The sequence below is a fragment of the Streptomyces sp. NBC_00210 genome (genome assembly GCF_045160975.1).
In the GTDB taxonomy this organism is placed as follows: Bacteria; Actinomycetota; Actinomycetes; order Streptomycetales; family Streptomycetaceae; genus Streptomyces.
Window position 1 is genome coordinate 7,259,945 of sequence record NZ_CP108120.1, and the last position, 17,457, is coordinate 7,277,401.

16 protein-coding genes are annotated in these 17,457 nt (G+C 70.8%); 13 read left to right on the forward strand and 3 right to left on the reverse strand.

The window, feature by feature from the left end:
- Nucleotides 1-34 precede the first annotated feature (34 nt).
- The 8 genes from OG729_RS32950 (at nucleotide 35) to OG729_RS32985 (ending at nucleotide 8,683) form a co-directional block, all read left to right on the forward strand.
- Nucleotides 35-1,144, forward strand: a complete 1,110-nt coding sequence (locus OG729_RS32950; protein WP_405809557.1) for a quinone-dependent dihydroorotate dehydrogenase — start codon at nucleotides 35-37, stop codon at nucleotides 1,142-1,144.
- Between the two features lie 92 nt (nucleotides 1,145-1,236).
- A complete protein-coding gene (gene pyrF / locus OG729_RS32955; RefSeq protein ID WP_405809558.1) occupies nucleotides 1,237-2,085 on the forward strand; it encodes an orotidine-5'-phosphate decarboxylase in 849 nt (282 codons plus the stop codon).
- Between the two features lie 290 nt (nucleotides 2,086-2,375).
- Entirely contained in the window at nucleotides 2,376-2,699 is a 324-nt protein-coding gene (locus tag OG729_RS32960) for an integration host factor (protein ID WP_005319887.1), read from the forward strand.
- 38 nt (nucleotides 2,700-2,737) lie between these two features.
- The gene (gene gmk / locus OG729_RS32965) at nucleotides 2,738-3,310 is read left to right on the forward strand and encodes a guanylate kinase (protein ID WP_405809560.1); all 573 of its coding nucleotides are present in this window, start codon (nucleotides 2,738-2,740) and stop codon (nucleotides 3,308-3,310) included.
- A gap of 53 nt (nucleotides 3,311-3,363) precedes the next feature.
- The gene (rpoZ, locus tag OG729_RS32970; RefSeq protein WP_005319902.1) at nucleotides 3,364-3,636 is read left to right on the forward strand and encodes a DNA-directed RNA polymerase subunit omega; all 273 of its coding nucleotides are present in this window, start codon (nucleotides 3,364-3,366) and stop codon (nucleotides 3,634-3,636) included.
- 91 nt (nucleotides 3,637-3,727) lie between these two features.
- Nucleotides 3,728-4,930 (forward strand): bifunctional phosphopantothenoylcysteine decarboxylase/phosphopantothenate--cysteine ligase CoaBC, encoded by a 1,203-nt coding sequence (gene coaBC / locus OG729_RS32975; RefSeq protein ID WP_405809562.1) that lies wholly within the window; start codon nucleotides 3,728-3,730, stop codon nucleotides 4,928-4,930.
- Nucleotides 4,931-5,183: 253 nt separating this feature from the next.
- On the forward strand, nucleotides 5,184-6,392 hold the full coding sequence (gene metK, locus OG729_RS32980; RefSeq protein ID WP_360882230.1) for a methionine adenosyltransferase: 1,209 nt from the start codon (nucleotides 5,184-5,186) through the stop codon (nucleotides 6,390-6,392).
- Between the two features lie 146 nt (nucleotides 6,393-6,538).
- Nucleotides 6,539-8,683 carry a primosomal protein N' gene (locus tag OG729_RS32985; protein ID WP_405809563.1) on the forward strand — a complete coding sequence of 715 codons (2,145 nt, stop codon included), beginning with the start codon at nucleotides 6,539-6,541 and terminating at the stop codon, nucleotides 8,681-8,683.
- A gap of 185 nt (nucleotides 8,684-8,868) precedes the next feature.
- Here the strand turns inward: OG729_RS32985 and OG729_RS32990 are convergent, their stop codons facing one another.
- Nucleotides 8,869-9,405, reverse strand: coding sequence for a hypothetical protein (locus OG729_RS32990; RefSeq protein ID WP_405809564.1), 537 nt, complete (start codon nucleotides 9,403-9,405; stop codon nucleotides 8,869-8,871).
- A gap of 250 nt (nucleotides 9,406-9,655) precedes the next feature.
- Here OG729_RS32990 and fmt point away from each other — a divergent pair, with 250 nt between their 5' ends.
- Complete coding sequence (fmt, locus tag OG729_RS32995) at nucleotides 9,656-10,600, forward strand: methionyl-tRNA formyltransferase (protein ID WP_405809566.1); 945 nt, start codon at nucleotides 9,656-9,658, stop codon at nucleotides 10,598-10,600.
- A 34-nt stretch (nucleotides 10,601-10,634) separates the two neighbouring features.
- On the forward strand, nucleotides 10,635-12,068 hold the full coding sequence (locus OG729_RS33000; protein WP_405809567.1) for an RsmB/NOP family class I SAM-dependent RNA methyltransferase: 1,434 nt from the start codon (nucleotides 10,635-10,637) through the stop codon (nucleotides 12,066-12,068).
- Nucleotides 12,069-12,125: 57 nt separating this feature from the next.
- Here the strand turns inward: OG729_RS33000 and OG729_RS33005 are convergent, their stop codons facing one another.
- Entirely contained in the window at nucleotides 12,126-12,536 is a 411-nt protein-coding gene (locus tag OG729_RS33005; RefSeq protein WP_360882220.1) for a Fur family transcriptional regulator, read from the reverse strand.
- 159 nt (nucleotides 12,537-12,695) lie between these two features.
- On the opposite strand from OG729_RS33005, the gene OG729_RS33010 reads away from it, so the two are divergent.
- The 3 genes from OG729_RS33010 to OG729_RS33020 all read left to right on the forward strand — a co-directional run bounded on the left by OG729_RS33010 (nucleotide 12,696) and on the right by OG729_RS33020 (nucleotide 15,943).
- Nucleotides 12,696-12,836 (forward strand): hypothetical protein, encoded by a 141-nt coding sequence (locus OG729_RS33010; RefSeq protein ID WP_405809569.1) that lies wholly within the window; start codon nucleotides 12,696-12,698, stop codon nucleotides 12,834-12,836.
- Between the two features lie 33 nt (nucleotides 12,837-12,869).
- Nucleotides 12,870-15,101, forward strand: a complete 2,232-nt coding sequence (gene katG, locus OG729_RS33015) for a catalase/peroxidase HPI (RefSeq protein ID WP_360882218.1) — start codon at nucleotides 12,870-12,872, stop codon at nucleotides 15,099-15,101.
- A gap of 143 nt (nucleotides 15,102-15,244) precedes the next feature.
- Nucleotides 15,245-15,943, forward strand: coding sequence for an alpha/beta hydrolase (locus tag OG729_RS33020; protein ID WP_360882216.1), 699 nt, complete (start codon nucleotides 15,245-15,247; stop codon nucleotides 15,941-15,943).
- Nucleotides 15,944-16,113: 170 nt separating this feature from the next.
- Here the strand turns inward: OG729_RS33020 and OG729_RS33025 are convergent, their stop codons facing one another.
- Complete coding sequence (locus OG729_RS33025; RefSeq protein ID WP_360882214.1) at nucleotides 16,114-17,340, reverse strand: branched-chain amino acid ABC transporter substrate-binding protein; 1,227 nt, start codon at nucleotides 17,338-17,340, stop codon at nucleotides 16,114-16,116.
- Nucleotides 17,341-17,457 lie beyond the last annotated feature (117 nt).

Consider the following 17,457-nt stretch of genomic DNA (forward strand, 5'->3'; position numbering starts at 1 on the left):
GAAACGGTGTCCCCCTCTTCGTGAGGACACCAGCATGTACAAGCTCTTCTTCAACCTCGTCTTCAAGCGGATGGACCCGGAGCAGGCCCACTATCTGGCCTTCCGCTGGATCCGGCTCGCGGCCCGCATCCCCGTACTGCGCACCCTCGTCGCGGCCGTTCTCGCGCCTCGCTACAAGGAACTGCGTACGGAGGCGCTCGGCCTCCGTATGCACGGCCCCTTCGGGCTCGCCGCCGGCTTCGACAAGAACGCCGTCGCCATCGACGGCATGTCGATGCTCGGCTTCGACCACATCGAGATCGGTACGGTCACCGGCGAAGCGCAGCCCGGCAATCCCAAGAAGCGCCTCTTCCGTCTCGTACCGGACCGTGCGCTGATCAACCGCATGGGCTTCAACAACGAGGGCTCCGCGGCCGTCGCCGAGCGCCTGAAGGCGCGCGTGCCGGTGTTCAAGACCGTCGTGGGCGTCAACATCGGCAAGACCAAGGTCGTGCCGGAGGCCGAGGCCGCCGCCGACTATGTGAAGTCGACCGAGCGGCTCGCCCGCCACGCCGACTACCTCGTCGTGAACGTCTCCTCGCCGAACACGCCCGGCCTGCGCAATCTCCAGGCGACCGAATCGCTGCGCCCGCTGCTGACCGCCGTGCGCGAGGCGGCCGACCGCAGCGTGGCGGGCCGCCGCGTCCCGCTGCTCGTCAAGATCGCCCCCGACCTGGCGGACGAGGACGTCGACGCGGTGGCCGACCTGGCCCTCGAACTCGGCCTGGACGGCATCATCGCCACCAACACCACCATCGCCCGCGACGGCCTCGGCCTGAAGTCCGACCCGGCACTGGTCAAGGAGACCGGCGGACTGTCCGGCGCGCCGGTCAAGGACCGCTCGCTGGCGGTCCTGCGCAGGCTGTACGCGCGCGTGGGTGACCGGATCACGCTGGTGGGCGTCGGGGGCATCGAGAACGCCGAGGACGCCTGGCAGCGCATCCTGGCGGGCGCCACGCTCGTCCAGGGCTACAGCGCCTTCATCTACGAGGGCCCGTTCTACGCCCGTGCCATCCACAAGGGGCTGGCCGCGCGGCTCGCGGCCGGCCCGTACGCCACCCTCGCCGAGGCGGTGGGGGCGGCCGCCCCGAAGAACCACGCGTGAGAGCACCCGGAGGCGTCCGGCGGCCGCCGCCGGACGCCCGCCGCACAGCCGCTTCGCCGCGCGCCTGCGCGATCATCCACGGAGGAACTGCCATGACCGACACCACCGAGTCCTTCGGCGCGCGCCTGCGCCACGCCATGGACACCCGCGGTCCGCTCTGCGTCGGCATCGACCCGCACGCGTCCCTGCTCTCCGCCTGGGGCCTGAACGACGACATCCACGGTCTTGAGACCTTCACGCGAACGGTCGTCGACGCCCTGGCCGGCCACGTCGCCGTCGTCAAGCCGCAGAGCGCCTTCTTCGAGCGCTTCGGCTCGCGCGGCATCGCCGTCCTGGAGCAGGCAGTCGTCGACCTGCGGGACGCGGGCGCGCTGGTCGTCATGGACGCCAAGCGCGGCGACATCGGCTCCACCATGGCGGCGTACGCCGAGACCTTCCTGCGCAAGGACTCGCCGCTGTTCTCGGACGCGCTGACGGTCTCGCCGTACCTCGGCTACGGCTCGTTGAAGCCCGCGGTCGACCTGGCGCGCGAGAGCGGGGCGGGCCTGTTCGTGCTGGCCCTCACCTCCAACCCGGAGGGCGCCGAGGTCCAGCGTGCGGTGCGCGAGGACGGCCGCACCATCGGCGCGACGATGCTCCGCCACCTCGCCGACGAGAACGCCGGCGAGACCCCCATGGGCTCCTTCGGCGCGGTCGTCGGCGCGACGCTCGGCGACCTGTCGTCGTTCGACCTGGACATCAACGGCCCGCTGCTGGCCCCCGGCATCGGCGCGCAGGGTGCGACCCCGGCCGATCTGCCGGGTGTCTTCGGCACAGCCCTGCGAAACGTCGTACCGAACGTCAGCCGAGGCGTGCTGAAGCACGGCCCGGACGCGGCGGCGCTGCGCGAGGCCGCCGCGCGGTACGCGGACGAGGTCCGCGCGGCGGTTTCGGGAGCCTGACACCCCGGGCAGGGGGTTCTCGCCGCGCCGACGGGGGTCCTCGAAAACCTCTCCAACGACCGCATTGACAGATTCTTGGCCGAAATCCCAGTCGTTATGCCCTAAATGTCCTGGTCGGTCTATGCTGACCAGGACTTTTCGTCTGTTCTCGCTGACTGGAGCGGCCGCGGCCGCTAGTCTCCGTCGAAGAGTGAACGTGCAGTGCGTTGCTCGTTGCTCGCCAGGTGAGGGGCGACTAGGTTCCTCACCGGTCCGTATCCGACAAGTTCGACATCCGAGGTGACGTAGGCGTGGCTCTTCCGCCCCTTACCCCTGAACAGCGCGCAGCCGCGCTCGAAAAGGCCGCCGCGGCTCGCCGGGAGCGGGCCGAGGTCAAGAATCGACTCAAGCACTCCGGCGCCTCGCTCCACGAGGTCATCAAGCAGGGCCAGGAGAACGACGTCATCGGCAAGATGAAGGTCTCCGCTCTCCTTGAGTCCCTGCCGGGCGTGGGCAAGGTCCGCGCCAAGCAGATCATGGAGAGGCTCGGCATCTCCGAGAGCCGTCGTGTGCGCGGTCTCGGCTCGAACCAGATCGCCTCCCTGGAGCGCGAGTTCGGCGGCGGCGCCGCCTGACGTTCTCGGGCACTCCTGAGAACCTGGATAATCGCTGCATGGCAGCAGAGGTACGTCCGCGGCTGACCGTGCTCTCCGGCCCCTCAGGGGTCGGCAAGAGCACGGTCGTCGCCCATATGCGCAAGGCCCATCCCGAGGTATGGCTCTCGGTGTCGGCGACCACACGAAAGCCGCGCCCCGGCGAGCGCCAGGGCGTTCACTACTTCTTCGTCACCGACGAGGAGTTCGACAAGCTGATCGCCAATGGCGAGCTGCTGGAGTGGGCCGAGTTCGCGGGCAACCGCTACGGCACGCCGCGCCGTGCGGTCCTCGAGCACATCGAGGCGGGCGAGCCCGTGCTGCTGGAGATCGACCTTCAGGGCGCCCGGCAGGTGAAGGAGTCCATGCCGGACTCCCAGCTGGTCTTCCTGGCTCCGCCGAGCTGGGAGGAACTGGTCCGCCGGCTCACCGGCCGCGGCACCGAGTCCCCGGAGGTCATCCAGCGCCGGCTGGAGGTCGCCAAGGTCGAGCTGGCCGCCGAGTCGGAGTTCGACATCACCCTGGTCAACACCTCCGTCGAGGACGTGGCGCGCGAGCTGCTAGCCTTGATGGCGGTGTCTCCTGGGGACTGAGCCTCAGATCCCCAGCACTGTTTGATCTTTTTCCCATCTTCGGAAGGTAGAGCGTGTCCTCTTCCATCACCGCGCCCGAGGGCATCATCAACCCGCCGATCGACGAGCTGCTCGAGGCCACTGACTCGAAGTACAGCCTTGTGATCTACGCCGCCAAGCGCGCGCGTCAGATCAATGCGTACTACTCGCAGCTCGGCGAGGGTCTGCTCGAGTACGTCGGTCCGCTCGTTGACACCCACGTGCACGAGAAGCCGCTCTCGATCGCCCTGCGCGAGATCAATGCGGGTCTGCTGACCTCCGAGGCCATTGAGGGCCCGGCTCAGTAAGGCGCATATCAGCACTTCATCCCAGGCCCGGCGGCGAGACTGCCGGGCCTGTGGTGTGTCATAGGTACCGAGTCGAGTGCGGGGAGATCCTGTGGACAAGCCGAAGGTCGTTCTGGGGGTCAGCGGGGGCATCGCCGCGTACAAGGCGTGCGAGCTGCTGCGCAGGCTCACCGAGTCGGGACACGACGTACGCGTGGTGCCGACCCAGTCGGCGCTGCACTTCGTCGGCGCCGCGACCTGGTCGGCGCTCTCCGGCCACCCCGTGTCGACCGAGGTCTGGTCCGATGTGCACGAGGTTCCGCATGTACGGATCGGGCAGGGCGCGGATCTCGTGGTCGTCGCACCCGCGACCGCCGACATGCTCGCCAAGGCGGCGCACGGCCTCGCCGACGACCTGCTCACCAACACGCTCCTCACGGCCCGCTGTCCGGTCGTCTTCGCGCCCGCGATGCACACCGAGATGTGGGAGCACCCCGCCACCCAGGAGAACGTCGCGACCCTGCGCCGCCGCGGCGCCGTCGTCATCGATCCCGCGGTCGGCCGGCTCACCGGCGTCGACACCGGCAAGGGGCGGCTGCCCGAGCCCGGCGAGATCTTCGAGGTCTGCCGCCGGGTGCTCGCCCGCGGCGTGGCCGCCCCGGACCTCGCGGGCCGCCATGTGGTCGTCAGCGCGGGCGGCACGCGCGAGCCGCTGGACCCGGTGCGCTACCTGGGCAACCGCTCCTCCGGCAAGCAGGGGTACGCGCTGGCCCGCACCGCCGCGGCCCGCGGCGCCCGCGTCACGCTCGTCGAGGCCAACACCGGGCTGCCGGACCCGGCGGGTGTCGACGTCGTCCACGTCGGCACGGCCGTCCAGCTGCGCGAGGCCGTGCTCAAGGCCGCGGCGGACGCCGACGCCGTGGTGATGGCCGCAGCCGTCGCGGACTTCCGCCCCGCCGCGTACGCCACGGGCAAGATCAAGAAGAAGGACGGTCAGGAGCCGGCGCCCGTCGAACTGGTCCGCAACCCCGACATCCTCGCCGAGATCTCCGCCGAGCGGGCCCGCCCCGGCCAGGTGATCGTCGGATTCGCCGCCGAGACGGACGACGTGCTCGCCAACGGCCGCGAAAAGCTGCGCCGCAAGGGATGCGACCTGCTGGTCGTCAACGAGGTGGGGGAGCGCAAGACCTTCGGATCCGAGGAGAACGAGGCCGTGGTACTCGCCGCGGACGGCAGCGAGACGCACGTGCCGTACGGGCCGAAGGAGTCCCTCGCGGACACGGTCTGGGACCTGGTCGGCCCACGGTTCGGGTGAATTCTTGGTTTCGCCTCAGTGGCCGGAAGAAATTCAGTGAAATGCGACATATCTATGCGAGAGTGAGGGCTCTCGTTCCAGGATTCCGGGTCTGTTCTGCACCGGAGCACAGGTCACGGGGCTCCCACGGAGCGAGACGGGTGGACCGCTGTGGGAGGGCGGCAGATAAGCTGGCCGTGGAACGTCGCGGGGCGCAGCCCCCGGCCGGTCCGCCAATGATCAGCCAGCAGCCGCTGCAACCCCAGGGAGCATTGTGTCCCGTCGACTGTTCACCTCGGAGTCTGTGACCGAGGGTCACCCCGACAAGATCGCTGACCAGATCAGCGACACGATTCTCGACGCCCTTCTGCGGGAGGACCCGACGTCCCGGGTCGCCGTGGAGACCTTGATCACTACGGGTCTGGTGCACGTCGCCGGCGAGGTGACCACCAAGGCGTACGCCGACATCCCCACGCTCGTGCGCAACAAGATCCTCGAGATCGGCTACGACTCCTCGAAGAAGGGCTTCGACGGCGCGTCCTGTGGCGTCTCGGTCTCCATCGGCGCGCAGTCGCCGGACATCGCGCAGGGTGTCGACACCGCGTACGAGAAGCGGGTCGAGGGCGACGAGGACGAGCTCGACAAGCAGGGTGCCGGCGACCAGGGCCTGATGTTCGGCTACGCCTGCGACGAGACGCCCGAGCTGATGCCGCTGCCGATCTACGTGGCGCACCGGCTCTCCCGCCGCCTCTCCGAGGTCCGCAAGAACGGGACCATCCCGTACCTGCGCCCCGACGGCAAGACCCAGGTCACCATCGAGTACGACGGCGACAAGGCGGTGCGCCTGGACACCGTGGTCGTCTCCTCTCAGCACGCGTCCGACATCGACCTGGACTCGCTGCTCGCCCCGGACATCCGTGAGTTCGTCGTCGAGCACGTGCTCAAGCAGCTCGTCGACGACGGAATCAAGCTGGACACCGACGGCTACCGGCTGCTGGTCAACCCGACCGGCCGCTTCGAGATCGGCGGCCCGATGGGTGACGCCGGCCTGACCGGCCGCAAGATCATCATCGACACCTACGGCGGCATGGCCCGCCACGGCGGCGGCGCGTTCTCCGGCAAGGACCCGTCCAAGGTGGACCGCTCGGCGGCGTACGCGATGCGCTGGGTCGCGAAGAACATCGTCGCGGCAGGCCTCGCGGCCCGCTGCGAGGTCCAGGTCGCCTATGCGATCGGCAAGGCCGAGCCGGTCGGCCTCTTCGTCGAGACCTTCGGCACCGAGACGATCGAGGTCGAGAAGATCGAGCAGGCCATCTCCGAGGTCTTCGACCTGCGCCCGGCCGCGATCATCCGCGACCTGGAGCTGCTGCGCCCGATCTACGCGCAGACGGCGGCGTACGGTCACTTCGGCCGCGAGCTGGCGGACTTCACGTGGGAGCGCACGGACCGCGTGGAGGCGCTGCGCAAGGCTGCGGGGCTGTAGGCCACGACGCACAGGTGACGGCCCCGGACCGGCAGGTCCGGGGCCGTCCTGCGTCCGTCGTCCTGCGTACGCAGGCAGGTCCCGGGCATGCGACGGGCGTATCCAGGCCGGTGGGACTGTCAGTGACGTCTGGTAGGAATTTGGCTGTGAGCAGCGACAACAAGCAGCCCGAAGAGCCCGCCGCCGGTGGGCCCGAGCAGCTTGCGCTGATACGGGAGACCGTGCGCAAGGCCCAGGTACCGAAGGCCAAACCGCGGACCTGGCGGGGGGCCGCGCTCGCCAAGGAGCTGCCCGTGGCCCGGGTGATGGTCAACAAGGGCGTGCTCCATCTCGATCAGTACTTCGACTACGCCGTGCCCGAGGAGCTCGACGCGGATGCCCAGCCCGGGGTGCGGGTACGCGTGCGGTTCGGGGCCGGGGCGCATCGGGTGCGCGAGGGGAGGCGTGAAGGGGGCGGCTTGATCGACGGGTTCCTCATCGAGCGTCGGGCCGAGAGCGACTACGGGGGAGCGCTCGCTGCGCTCGCGTATGTCGTCTCGCCCGAGCCGGTGCTCAGCCCTCAGATGCTGGCCCTCGCGCGCGCCGTAGCCGACCGGTATGCGGGCAGCCTGGCGGATGTGCTGCAGCTCGCCATCCCGCCGAGGAACGGACGGGCCGAGGCGAAGCCGTCGCCGGAGCCGCTGCCGTCGCCCGCCGCGCCCGAGGTCGCCAGCTGGGGGCGGTACGGGCGGGGGGCGGCGTTTTTGGAGGCGCTGGCGGGCGGGGGTGCGCCGCGAGCCGTGTGGACCGCGCTGCCCGGGCCGCACTGGCCTGACGAGCTGGCGCGGGCCGTCGCCGCGACACTTGCCTCGGGGCGCGGCGCGCTGGTCGTCGTGCCCGACGGGCGGCGGGCGGCCCGGGTCGACACCGCGCTCACCGCGCTGCTGGGAGAGGGGCGGCATGCCCTGCTGACGGCGGAGTCCGGTCCCGAGAAGCGGTACCGGCAGTGGCTCGCCGTGCGACGCGGGTCGGTGCGGGCCGTCGTCGGGACCAGGGCCGCGATGTTCGCCCCCGTACAGGACCTCGGGCTGGTCGCGGTCTGGGACGACGGCGATTCCAGCCACAGCGACGAGAACGCACCGTTCCCGCACGTCCGCGAGGTGCTTGAGCTCAGGGCCGCGCACGACAAGTGCGGCTTCCTGCTGGGGAGTACGAGCTGCACGGTCGAGGCGGCCCAGCTGGTGGAGAGTGGCTGGGCGCTGCCGCTGATCGCCGACCGCGAGCAGGTCCGCGGCGCCGCGCCCCTGGTGCGTACGGTCGGGGACCAGGACCTGGCGCGCGACGAGGCCGCACGGGCGGCCCGGCTGCCGAGTATCGCCTGGCAGACCGTGCGGGACGGGCTGAAGAGCGGACCCGTGCTGGTCCAGGTGCCCCGGCGGGGCTATGTGCCCAGGCTCGCCTGCGAGCGGTGCCGAGCGCCCGCGCGATGCCGGCACTGTGCGGGGCCGCTGGAAGCGCCCGACGAGCGCGATCTGAAGTGCGGTTGGTGCGGTCGTGGTGCGCCGGACTGGCACTGCGTGGAGTGCGGGAGTACGCGACTTCGCGCCCAGGTCGTGGGCGCACGGCGTACGGCGGAGGAGCTCGGCCGGGCCTTTCCCGCGGTCCAGGTCCGGACGTCCGGCCGGGACCATGTGCTGGATTCCGTACCGGGACGGCCCGCGCTGGTGGTGAGCACCCCCGGCGCGGAGCCGGTCGCCGAGGGCGGATACGCGGCGGCGCTGCTCCTCGACGGCTGGGCGATGCTCGGACGACCCGATCTGCGATCGGGCGAGGACGCGCTGCGCCGCTGGATGGACGCCGCGGCCCTGGTACGGGGTCAGAGCGAGGGCGGCACCGTGGTGATCGTCGCCGAGCCGACGCTGCGGCCCGTGCAGGCGCTGGTGCGCTGGGACCCGGTCGGGCACGCGCAGCGCGAGCTGGCAGAGCGGGCGCAGCTCGGGTTCCCGCCGGTGTCGCGGATGGCGTCGGTGACGGGTCGGGCGGAGACGATCGCCGCCTTTGTGGCAGCGGCCCAACTGCCGGGAGACGTGGAGGTGCTGGGTCCCGTGCCGCTGCCGGCCACGGACCCGGGCAGGCCGCGGCGGCCGGGCGATCCCCCGGTGGGCGAGACATGGGAGCGGGCGCTGCTGAGGGTGCCGCCGGGCAGCGGGGCGGCGCTGGCGGTGGCGCTGAAGTCGGCGCAGGCGGCGAGGATGGCGCGCGGGGGTGTGGATCCGGTGCGGATCAGGATCGATCCGCCCGACATCGGCTGACGGCCCGCGCCGCGGCTCGCGGTGCGCCGTCGGGGATGGGCGGGCGGCTGCGCGCGGTGCGAGGCCCGCCGCGCGCGGCAAGGCGGGTGCGAGGTCATCCCGCAGGGTCCGGCGCGGAGCCCCGGCGTCTCGTACACATGGCGGCTGCCCCCACCCGTCAACGGGCGGGGGCAGCCGGGGGAAGCTCAGCCGTTGCGCGGGCCGGGGAAGGCGCTCGGGCGGGCCTCCTCGCGGAGGGATTGGCCGGCGATCGTCTGCTGCGGCGACATGGTGCGGGCGGCGGGGACGGCGGGCAGGCCCGGGACCACCGGCAGCGTGCGGGTCGTCGACGTCTCCGTGCCCCGGTCCACATCCGCGGAGCCCGACTGCTGCGCGGCCCGCCGCGCGCCGTAACGGCGGTGCACCGCCTGCTTGGTGACCCCGAGCGCCGAGCCCACCGCGTCCCACGAGAAGCCCAGCGAACGGTCGAAGTCCACCGCCGCCGTCACCAGTGTCTCGACGCTGTCCCGCAGCTCCTGCGCGAGACGGACGGTCGGGGCCGGGGCTCTGCCGTAGACGACGAAGCCCGTGGACGGGCCGGAGCGGCGAGGGCGGTAGACGTTTCCCAACTGGGCAGTGAGCGTGCGCAGTGCGTCCACCTGTCGGCGGACCCGCTCGATGTCGCGCACCAACAGGTGCAGGCTTGCCCGGGCTTGGGCGTCGTGGGTTGCGTGGTCGGCCATTGACAAGCCTCTCGAACCGGCGTTGAAAAGGGTCCGGGCCGCAACCGGGGCGGCCCGCTTCGGTCAATCTCTCTTGACCAACGCTCCACCCGGCAATGTGGTCACGCTCCTGGGGCGTTTGCGCATATGCCAGGGGCGCGCGGTCATCCGTACGCCCCGCTGTTTGCCCCGGCCTGTGCACCGTCCCCCCGGCCAATAGACTGGTGCGTTGCCCGCCACCGACCCGAGACAGACAGGCAGTCAGCCACCGATGAAGCTCGTCTTCGCAGGCACCCCCGAGGTCGCCGTACCCGCCCTGGACGCCCTGATCGCCTCCGACCGGCATGAAGTGGCCGCCGTCGTCACCCGGCCCGACGCGCCCGCCGGACGCGGCCGCCATCTGGTGGCCAGCCCGGTCGCCCAGCGCGCCGAGGAGGCCGGGATCGAGGTGCTCAAGCCGGTCAAGCCGGGCGACGAGGCGTTCCTGGCCCGGCTGCGCGAGATCGCGCCGGACTGCTGCCCGGTCGTCGCCTACGGCGCGCTGCTGCCCAAGGTGGCCCTCGATGTGCCCGCCCGCGGCTGGGTCAATCTGCACTTCTCGCTGCTCCCCGCCTGGCGCGGCGCCGCGCCCGTGCAGCACGCGATCCTCGCCGGGGACGAGATGACGGGCGCCGCGACCTTCCAGATCGAGGAAGGTCTCGACTCCGGCCCCGTGTACGGCGTGATCACCGAGCATGTGCGGCCCACGGACACCGCGGGTGACCTGCTCACCCGGCTCGCCTTCGCCGGCGCCGGGCTGCTCTCGGCGACGATGGACGGCATCGAGGACGGCACGCTCAAGGCCGTTCCGCAGCCGACCGAGGGCGTCTCGGTCGCGCCGAAGATCTCCGTCGAGCACGCCCACGTCGACTGGCACGCCCCGGCGCTCCGCGTCGACCGCGTCGTCCGCGGCTGCACCCCTGCGCCCGGTGCGTGGACGGTCTTCCGCGCGGAGCGGCTCAAGCTCATCTCCGTACAGCTGCTTCCCGACCGTACGGATCTCGCGCCCGGCGAGCTCTCCGTCGGCAAGAACAATGTGTACGTCGGCACCGGATCGCACGCCGTCGAGCTGCTTTGGGTCCAGCCGCAGGGCAAGAAGCCGATGCGCGCCGCCGACTGGGCGCGCGGGGTGCGGATCGCCCCGGGCGAGAGGGTGGGCGCGCCGGACGTACGCTGAGAGGGTTCGTCCCACTCTCAAACGCGGAGCACCTTTGAACGAGCAGGCACGTCGCCGTCCCCACAAGCCGTACCGCCGCCCCAAGAAGGATCCTGTGCGGATGCTTGCCTTCGAGGTGCTGCGGGCCGTCGACGACAGGGATGCGTACGCCAATCTCGTTCTGCCGCCCCTGCTGAAGAAGGCACGGGAGAAGGACGACTTCGACGCGCGCGACGCGGCGCTCGCCACCGAGCTGGTGTACGGGACGCTGCGCCGTCAGGGCACGTACGACGCGATCATCGCGGCGTGCATCGACCGGCCGCTGCGCGAGGTCGACCCGCCGGTGCTCGATGTGCTCGCGCTCGGCGCGCACCAGCTGCTGGGGACGCGGATCCCGACGCATGCCGCGGTGTCGGCGAGCGTGGAGCTGGCGCGGGTGGTGCTCGGCGACGGACGGGCGAAGTTCGTCAACGCGGTGCTGCGCAAGATCGCGCAGGACGATCTGGACACCTGGCTGGAGCGGGTGGCACCGCCGTACGACGAGGACGCCGAGGACCATCTGGCCATCGTGCACTCGCATCCGCGGTGGGTCGTCTCCGCATTGTGGGACTCGCTGGGCGGCGGGCGCGCGGGGATCGAGGACCTGCTGGATGCCGACAACGAGCGGCCCGAGGTGACGCTCGTCGCCCGGCCGGGACGCTCCACGACCGACGAGCTGTTCGATGTGCTGGGCGAGGAGTCCGGGCTGCCGGGGCGCTGGTCGCCGTATGCGGTGCGGCTGGCCGAGGGTGGCGAGCCCGGCGCGATCGAGGCCGTACGGGAGGGGCGGGCCGGCGTGCAGGACGAGGGGAGCCAGCTCGTGGCGATCGCCCTGGCCAATGCACCGCTGGAGGGTTCCGACGAGCGCTGGCTGGACGGCTGCGCGGGCCCCGGCGGCAAGGCCGCGCTGCTCGCCGCGCTCGCCGCGGAGCGGGGCGCGTCCCTGCTGGCCTCCGAGAAGCAGCCGCACCGCGCGCGGCTGGTCGAGCGGGCGCTGGCGGGCAACCCCGGCCCGTACCAGGTCATCGCCGCGGACGGCACCCGGCCGCCGTGGCGTCCCGGCTCCTTCGACCGGGTGCTCGTCGACGTCCCGTGCTCGGGTCTGGGCGCGCTGCGCCGACGTCCTGAGGCCCGCTGGCGCCGGCGTCCCGAGGACCTGGAGGGTTTCGCTCCGCTCCAACGGGGGCTGCTGCGCGAGGCGTTGAAGGCCGTACGGGTCGGGGGAGTGGTCGGATACGCGACCTGCTCGCCGCATCTCGCCGAGACCCGGGTGGTCGTGGACGACGTCCTGAAGGGCCGCGGCGGCCCGCCCATGGAGGCGGAGTGGCTGGACGCGAGGCCCCTGATGCCGGGCGTTCCGGCACTCGGCGACGGGCCGGACGTGCAGCTGTGGCCGCATCTGCACGGCACGGACGCGATGTACTTGGCCCTGCTGCGCCGCACGGCCTGACGCGACTCCCGTCGTGGAGTCGGTCTCAGTGAGACTGCCCAGCCGTCTGAAGCACGCTCAGGCGCAGGATGGGCACAGCCCGCGGTAGGTGACCTCGACCTCGGACACCGTGAAACCGAACCGTTCCTCCGCCGGAAGGGCGGCCAGCGGATTGCCGGTCGGGTGGACGTCGCGGATGGTGCCGCAGTGGGAGCACACCAGGTGCTGGTGCGGGTGGTGTGCGTTGGGGTCGTAGCGCTTGGCGCGGCCTTCGGTGGAGACCTCTATGACCTCACCGAGGGAGACCAGTTCGCCCAGGGCGTTGTAGACGGTCGCCCGGGAGATCTCGGGCAGCCGCTCCGCCGCGCGGGCGTGCACCTCGTCGGCCGTGAGATGCACGTGGTCGCCGTCGAGGACCTCCGCAACGACACGGCGCTGGGAGGTCATTCGCCAGCCACGTCCTCGCAGTCGCTCCAGCAGGTCACTCATATCGGTTCACCTATTCAGGCTCGGTGTGATACCCGAAGTTTACCGGTGGACATCCGGGTTCTTATTGGATATGGGTTTGGCACGCTTATTGACTTGGACACTGTCCATCGTAGGATCGGTTCCGGCAATAGCCAAGGGACAGGAAGACTCCAGTACGGCATGACACAGAGACGTGACGGGACCACCGCCGAGGAACTGCGCGGTACCGGCCTGCGGGTGACGGCCGCCCGCGTCGCGCTGCTCGAGACCGTCACCTACTGGGGCCTGTGCCCCGACTGCTCCGCCGCCCACAGTTCCTGAGCAACGTGATCCGCCCAGTCCGGAAGGATTCCCATGTCCGAGAACCACGATGCAATCGTCACAGACGCGAAAACGGAGGGTGCAGGTGGCTGCCCGGTCGCGCACGGGCGCGCCCCGCACCCGACTCAGGGCGGCGGCAACCGCCAGTGGTGGCCGGAGCGGCTCAACCTGAAGATCCTCGCCAAGAACCCCGCCGTGGCCAACCCCCTCGGCGAGGAGTTCGACTACGCGGAGGCGTTCAAGACCCTCGACCTCCCGGCGGTGAAGCAGGACATCGCGGAGGTGCTGACGACCTCGCAGGACTGGTGGCCCGCCGACTTCGGCAACTACGGCCCGTTCATGATCCGCATGGCGTGGCACAGCGCGGGCACCTACCGGATCAGTGACGGCCGCGGCGGCGGCGGGGCCGGCCAGCAGCGCTTCGCCCCTCTCAACAGCTGGCCGGACAACGGGAACCTCGACAAGGCCCGCCGCCTGCTGTGGCCGGTCAAGAAGAAGTACGGCCAGAGCCTCTCGTGGGCCGACCTCATGATCCTCGCCGGCAATGTCGCCCTGGAGTCGATGGGCTTCGAGACCTTCGGCTTCGGCGGCGGTCGTGCCGACGTCTGGGAGCCCGACGAGGACGTCTACTGGGGTCCCGAGACCACCTGGCTCGGCGACGAGCGCTACACCGGTGACCGGGACCTGGAGAACCCCCTCGGCGCGGTCCAGATGGGCCTCATCTACGTCAACCCGGAGGGCCCGAACGGCAACCCGGACCCGCTCGCCGCGGCCCGCGACATCCGTGAGACGTTCCGCCGGATGGCGATGAACGACGAGGAGACGGTCGCCCTGATCGCGGGCGGCCACACCTTCGGCAAGACCCACGGCGCTGGCCCGGCGGAGAGTGTGGGCGCCGACCCCGAGGGCGCCTCGATCGAGGAGCAGGGCCTCGGCTGGAAGAACTCCTTCGGCACCGGCAAGGGGGGCGACGCGATCACCAGCGGTCTCGAGGGCATCTGGACCAACACCCCGATCACCTGGGACAACAGCTTCTTCGAGATCCTCTTCGGCTACGAGTGGGAGCTGTTCCAGAGCCCCGCCGGTGCGAACCAGTGGCGGCCGAAGGAGGGCGCCGGGGCGGGCACCGTGCCCGACGCCCACGATGCGTCGAAGAGCCACGCCCCGACGATGCTCACGACCGACCTCTCGCTCCGGTTCGACCCGGCCTACGAGCAGATCTCGCGGCGCTTCCTCGAGAACCCCGACGCGTTCGCGGACGCCTTCGCCCGCGCGTGGTTCAAGCTGACCCACCGTGACATGGGCCCGATCGTGCGCTACCTCGGCTCCGAGGTACCGACCGAGACGCTGCTGTGGCAGGACCCCCTCCCCGCCGTGACGCACGAGCTCGTCGGTGCCGAGGACATCGCCTCCCTCAAGAGCCAGATCCTGGCCTCGGGTCTGTCGGTGTCCCAGCTCGTGTCCACCGCGTGGGCGTCGGCCTCGTCCTTCCGCGGCAGCGACAAGCGCGGCGGCGCCAACGGCGCGCGCATCCGCCTCCAGCCGCAGAGCGGGTGGGAGGTCAACGAGCCCGACCGGCTGGCGACGGTGCTGCGCACGCTGGAGGGCATCCAGGAGTCCTTCAACGCGGCTCAGACCGGCGGCAAGCAGATCTCGCTCGCCGACCTGATCGTGCTCGCCGGTGGTGCGGCCGTCGAGCAGGCCGCCAAGGACGCCGGCTTCGACGTCGAGGTCCCCTTCACGCCGGGCCGCGCGGACGCGTCGCAGGAGCAGACGGACGTGGAGTCCTTCGCCGCGCTCGAGCCGACCGCCGACGGGTTCCGCAACTACCTCGGCAAGGGCAACAGGCTGCCGGCCGAGTACCTGCTGCTCGACAAGGCGAACCTGCTGACCCTGAGCGCCCCCGAGCTGACGGTCCTCGTCGGTGGCCTCCGCGTGCTGGTCGCGAACTACCAGCAGTCGCCGCTCGGCGCCTTCACCACGGCCCCCGGGTCTCTGACCAACGACTTCTTCGTCAACCTGCTCGACCTGGGCACGACGTGGAAGGCGACGTCCGAGGACCAGAACACGTTCGAGGGCCGCGACGCGGCCACGGGCGAGGTCAAGTGGACCGGCACCCGTGCCGACCTCGTCTTCGGGTCGAACTCCGAACTGCGCGCGCTCGCGGAGGTCTACGCGAGCGATGACGCGAAGGGGAAGTTCGTGAACGACTTCGTCGCGGCGTGGGACAAGGTGATGAACCTCGACCGGTTCGACCTGGTCTGATCAATGACGTCCGGGTCGGCCCGCGCCGGCCGACCTGGACGTCCTCAGTCCGTGGAAGGTGCCGGCGCCGTGATCCGCCGAGGCCGAGTGGCTCGCCGCCGACCCGGAGCGCGGTTGTCGGACCGCTCCGCTACGTTGCCGCCATGACGGAATTCGTACTTGTTGCAGGCGCGTGGCTCGGGTCGTGGGCGTGGGACGAGGTGGTGCCTCAGCTGCGCGCGGCCGGCCACGGCGCCCACCCGTTGACGCTGTCCGGCCTCGCTGAGAAGCAGGGCGTGCCGGCCGGGCAGCAGACCCACGTCCAGGACATCGTTGACGAGGTCGAAAGCCGACAGCTGCGCGACGTCGTCCTGGTCGGGCACAGCTATTCGGGCATCCCGGTCGGTCAGGCCGCCGAGCGGATCGGCGAGCGGCTGGCCCGCGTGGTCTTCGTCGATTCCAATGTGCCGGCCGACGGCGGGTCGTTCGTCTCCGGATGGTGGGAGGGCCCGGCGAAGCTGGAGGCCTCGATCGCCGGGAACGGCGGATTCTGGGCACCGCTCACCGCGGCCGACTACGACGGTCAGGGCCTTACCAATGAGCAGATCGCACGGATCGTGGGCGGCTCGACGCCGCACCCGGGTGCCTCGCTTGCCGAGCCGGCCGTGCTGGCACGGCCACTCGGCGGGCTTCCGGCGACGTACATCAAGTGCCTGCTCGACGGTGCCGAGCCGAGCGACGACGTGGCCGAGCTGCTGACCAGCGAGCACTGGCGGCTCGTCGAGATGAACACCGGCCACTGGCCGATGTTCTCCCAACCGGGCGAACTGGCGCGGATCCTGCTCGACGCGGCCGGGGAGTGACCGCAGTCCGAGCGCGCCGTGCGTGGTGGCTCGGACGCCCGGTGGCGAGGGCGGAGCAGCGGCGGGGGCCGGGCTGCTCCCTGTGTACAGAAGAGGCCAGCCCGGCCTCGTACCGCCGCTGCGGTGGATGATCATCGGCCGCGCGCCCGGAAGGAGCGCGCGCGGTCGAGTCAGCCTCCGAACGTGCCGGTGGTCTCCGGCTTCCAGGCACCGCCCGTGACCTTGTAGACGGTGAGCTGCTTGTTGGTGGCGTCGCCGTATTCGTCGAAGGAGACCTTGCCCATGACTCCGTCGAAGGAGACCTTCTGCAGGGCCTCGGTGACCTTGGCGCGGGCGTCGGAAGGCAGCTTGCCGTCCTTGGCCACGACCTTCACCGCCTGGATGATCGCCCAGGCCGAGTCGTAGGAGAAGCCGCCGTAGGCTCCGTAGGCCTCCTTGTACCCGGCCGCCTTGTAGTCCTCGATGAACTTCTTGGCGGAGGGCAGGCCCTCGACAGGTGCGCCGACGGACGTGGCCAGGTCGCCGTCGCCGCGGGCGCCGGTGAGCTTGAGGTACTCGTCGCTGTAGATCGCGTCGCCACCGATGAGCGGGATCGTGGCGCCCGACTTCTTGACCTGCGCGCTGAGCGGGCCGGCCACCGGGTACTCACCGCCGTAGTAGACGACGTCCGCCCCCGAGTTCTTGATCTCCGTCGCGACGGAGCCGAAGTCCTTGGCCTCCGGGTTGACGTGATCGGTGCCGACGACCGTGCCGCCGAGCTTCTTGAAGTGGGCGGAGAAGGTCGCGGCCAGACCGGCGCCGTAGGTCTTCTTGTCGTCGACGACGAAGACCTTCTTCTTCTTGGCCGTGTTGTACAGATACTCGGCGGCGAACGGGCCCTGGATGGCGTCCGTGGTCGCGGTCCGGAAGTACGTCTTGAACGGCCGGGCCTTGTCGCCCTTGTCCCACTTGTCGCCCTGGGTGAGGGCGGGGTTGGTGTTCACCGAGACCTCGGACACCTGGGCGGCGTCGAATACCTTCTGCATGGACTGGGCCACGGAGGAGTTCAGCGGGCCGACCACTCCGAGAACGCTCTTGTCGGCGACGAGCTTGGTGGCGTTCTGCTGGCCGGAGGAGGGCTGTGCCTGGTCGTCGAGAGCCTGGATCTTGAAGGTGACGCCCGGCACCTCCTTGTTCTTGTTGGCCTGCTTGACCGCGAGGTCGACCGAGTTCTTCATGCCGAGGCCGAGAGCGGAGAGCTCGCCGGTCAACGGCGCGTCGAAACCGATGGTGACGACGGTGGAGCCGTCGCCGGAGGCGTCGTTGGCCTTGCCTGTGTCACGGGAGCCGCACGCCGTGAGCGAGAGTGCTCCGGCGGCGAGCGCGGCGGTGACAGCTATGAGAGAACGGTTGCGCACGATCGGTCCTTTCCCCTTCGAGTCGCTGACCGCGCTGGGGCCGAAGATCGGTCCTCTGGCGCGGCGGCTGGCGTGACTCTAGATGGCGCCCACCCGAAGCGAGCAGAGGACACGAAC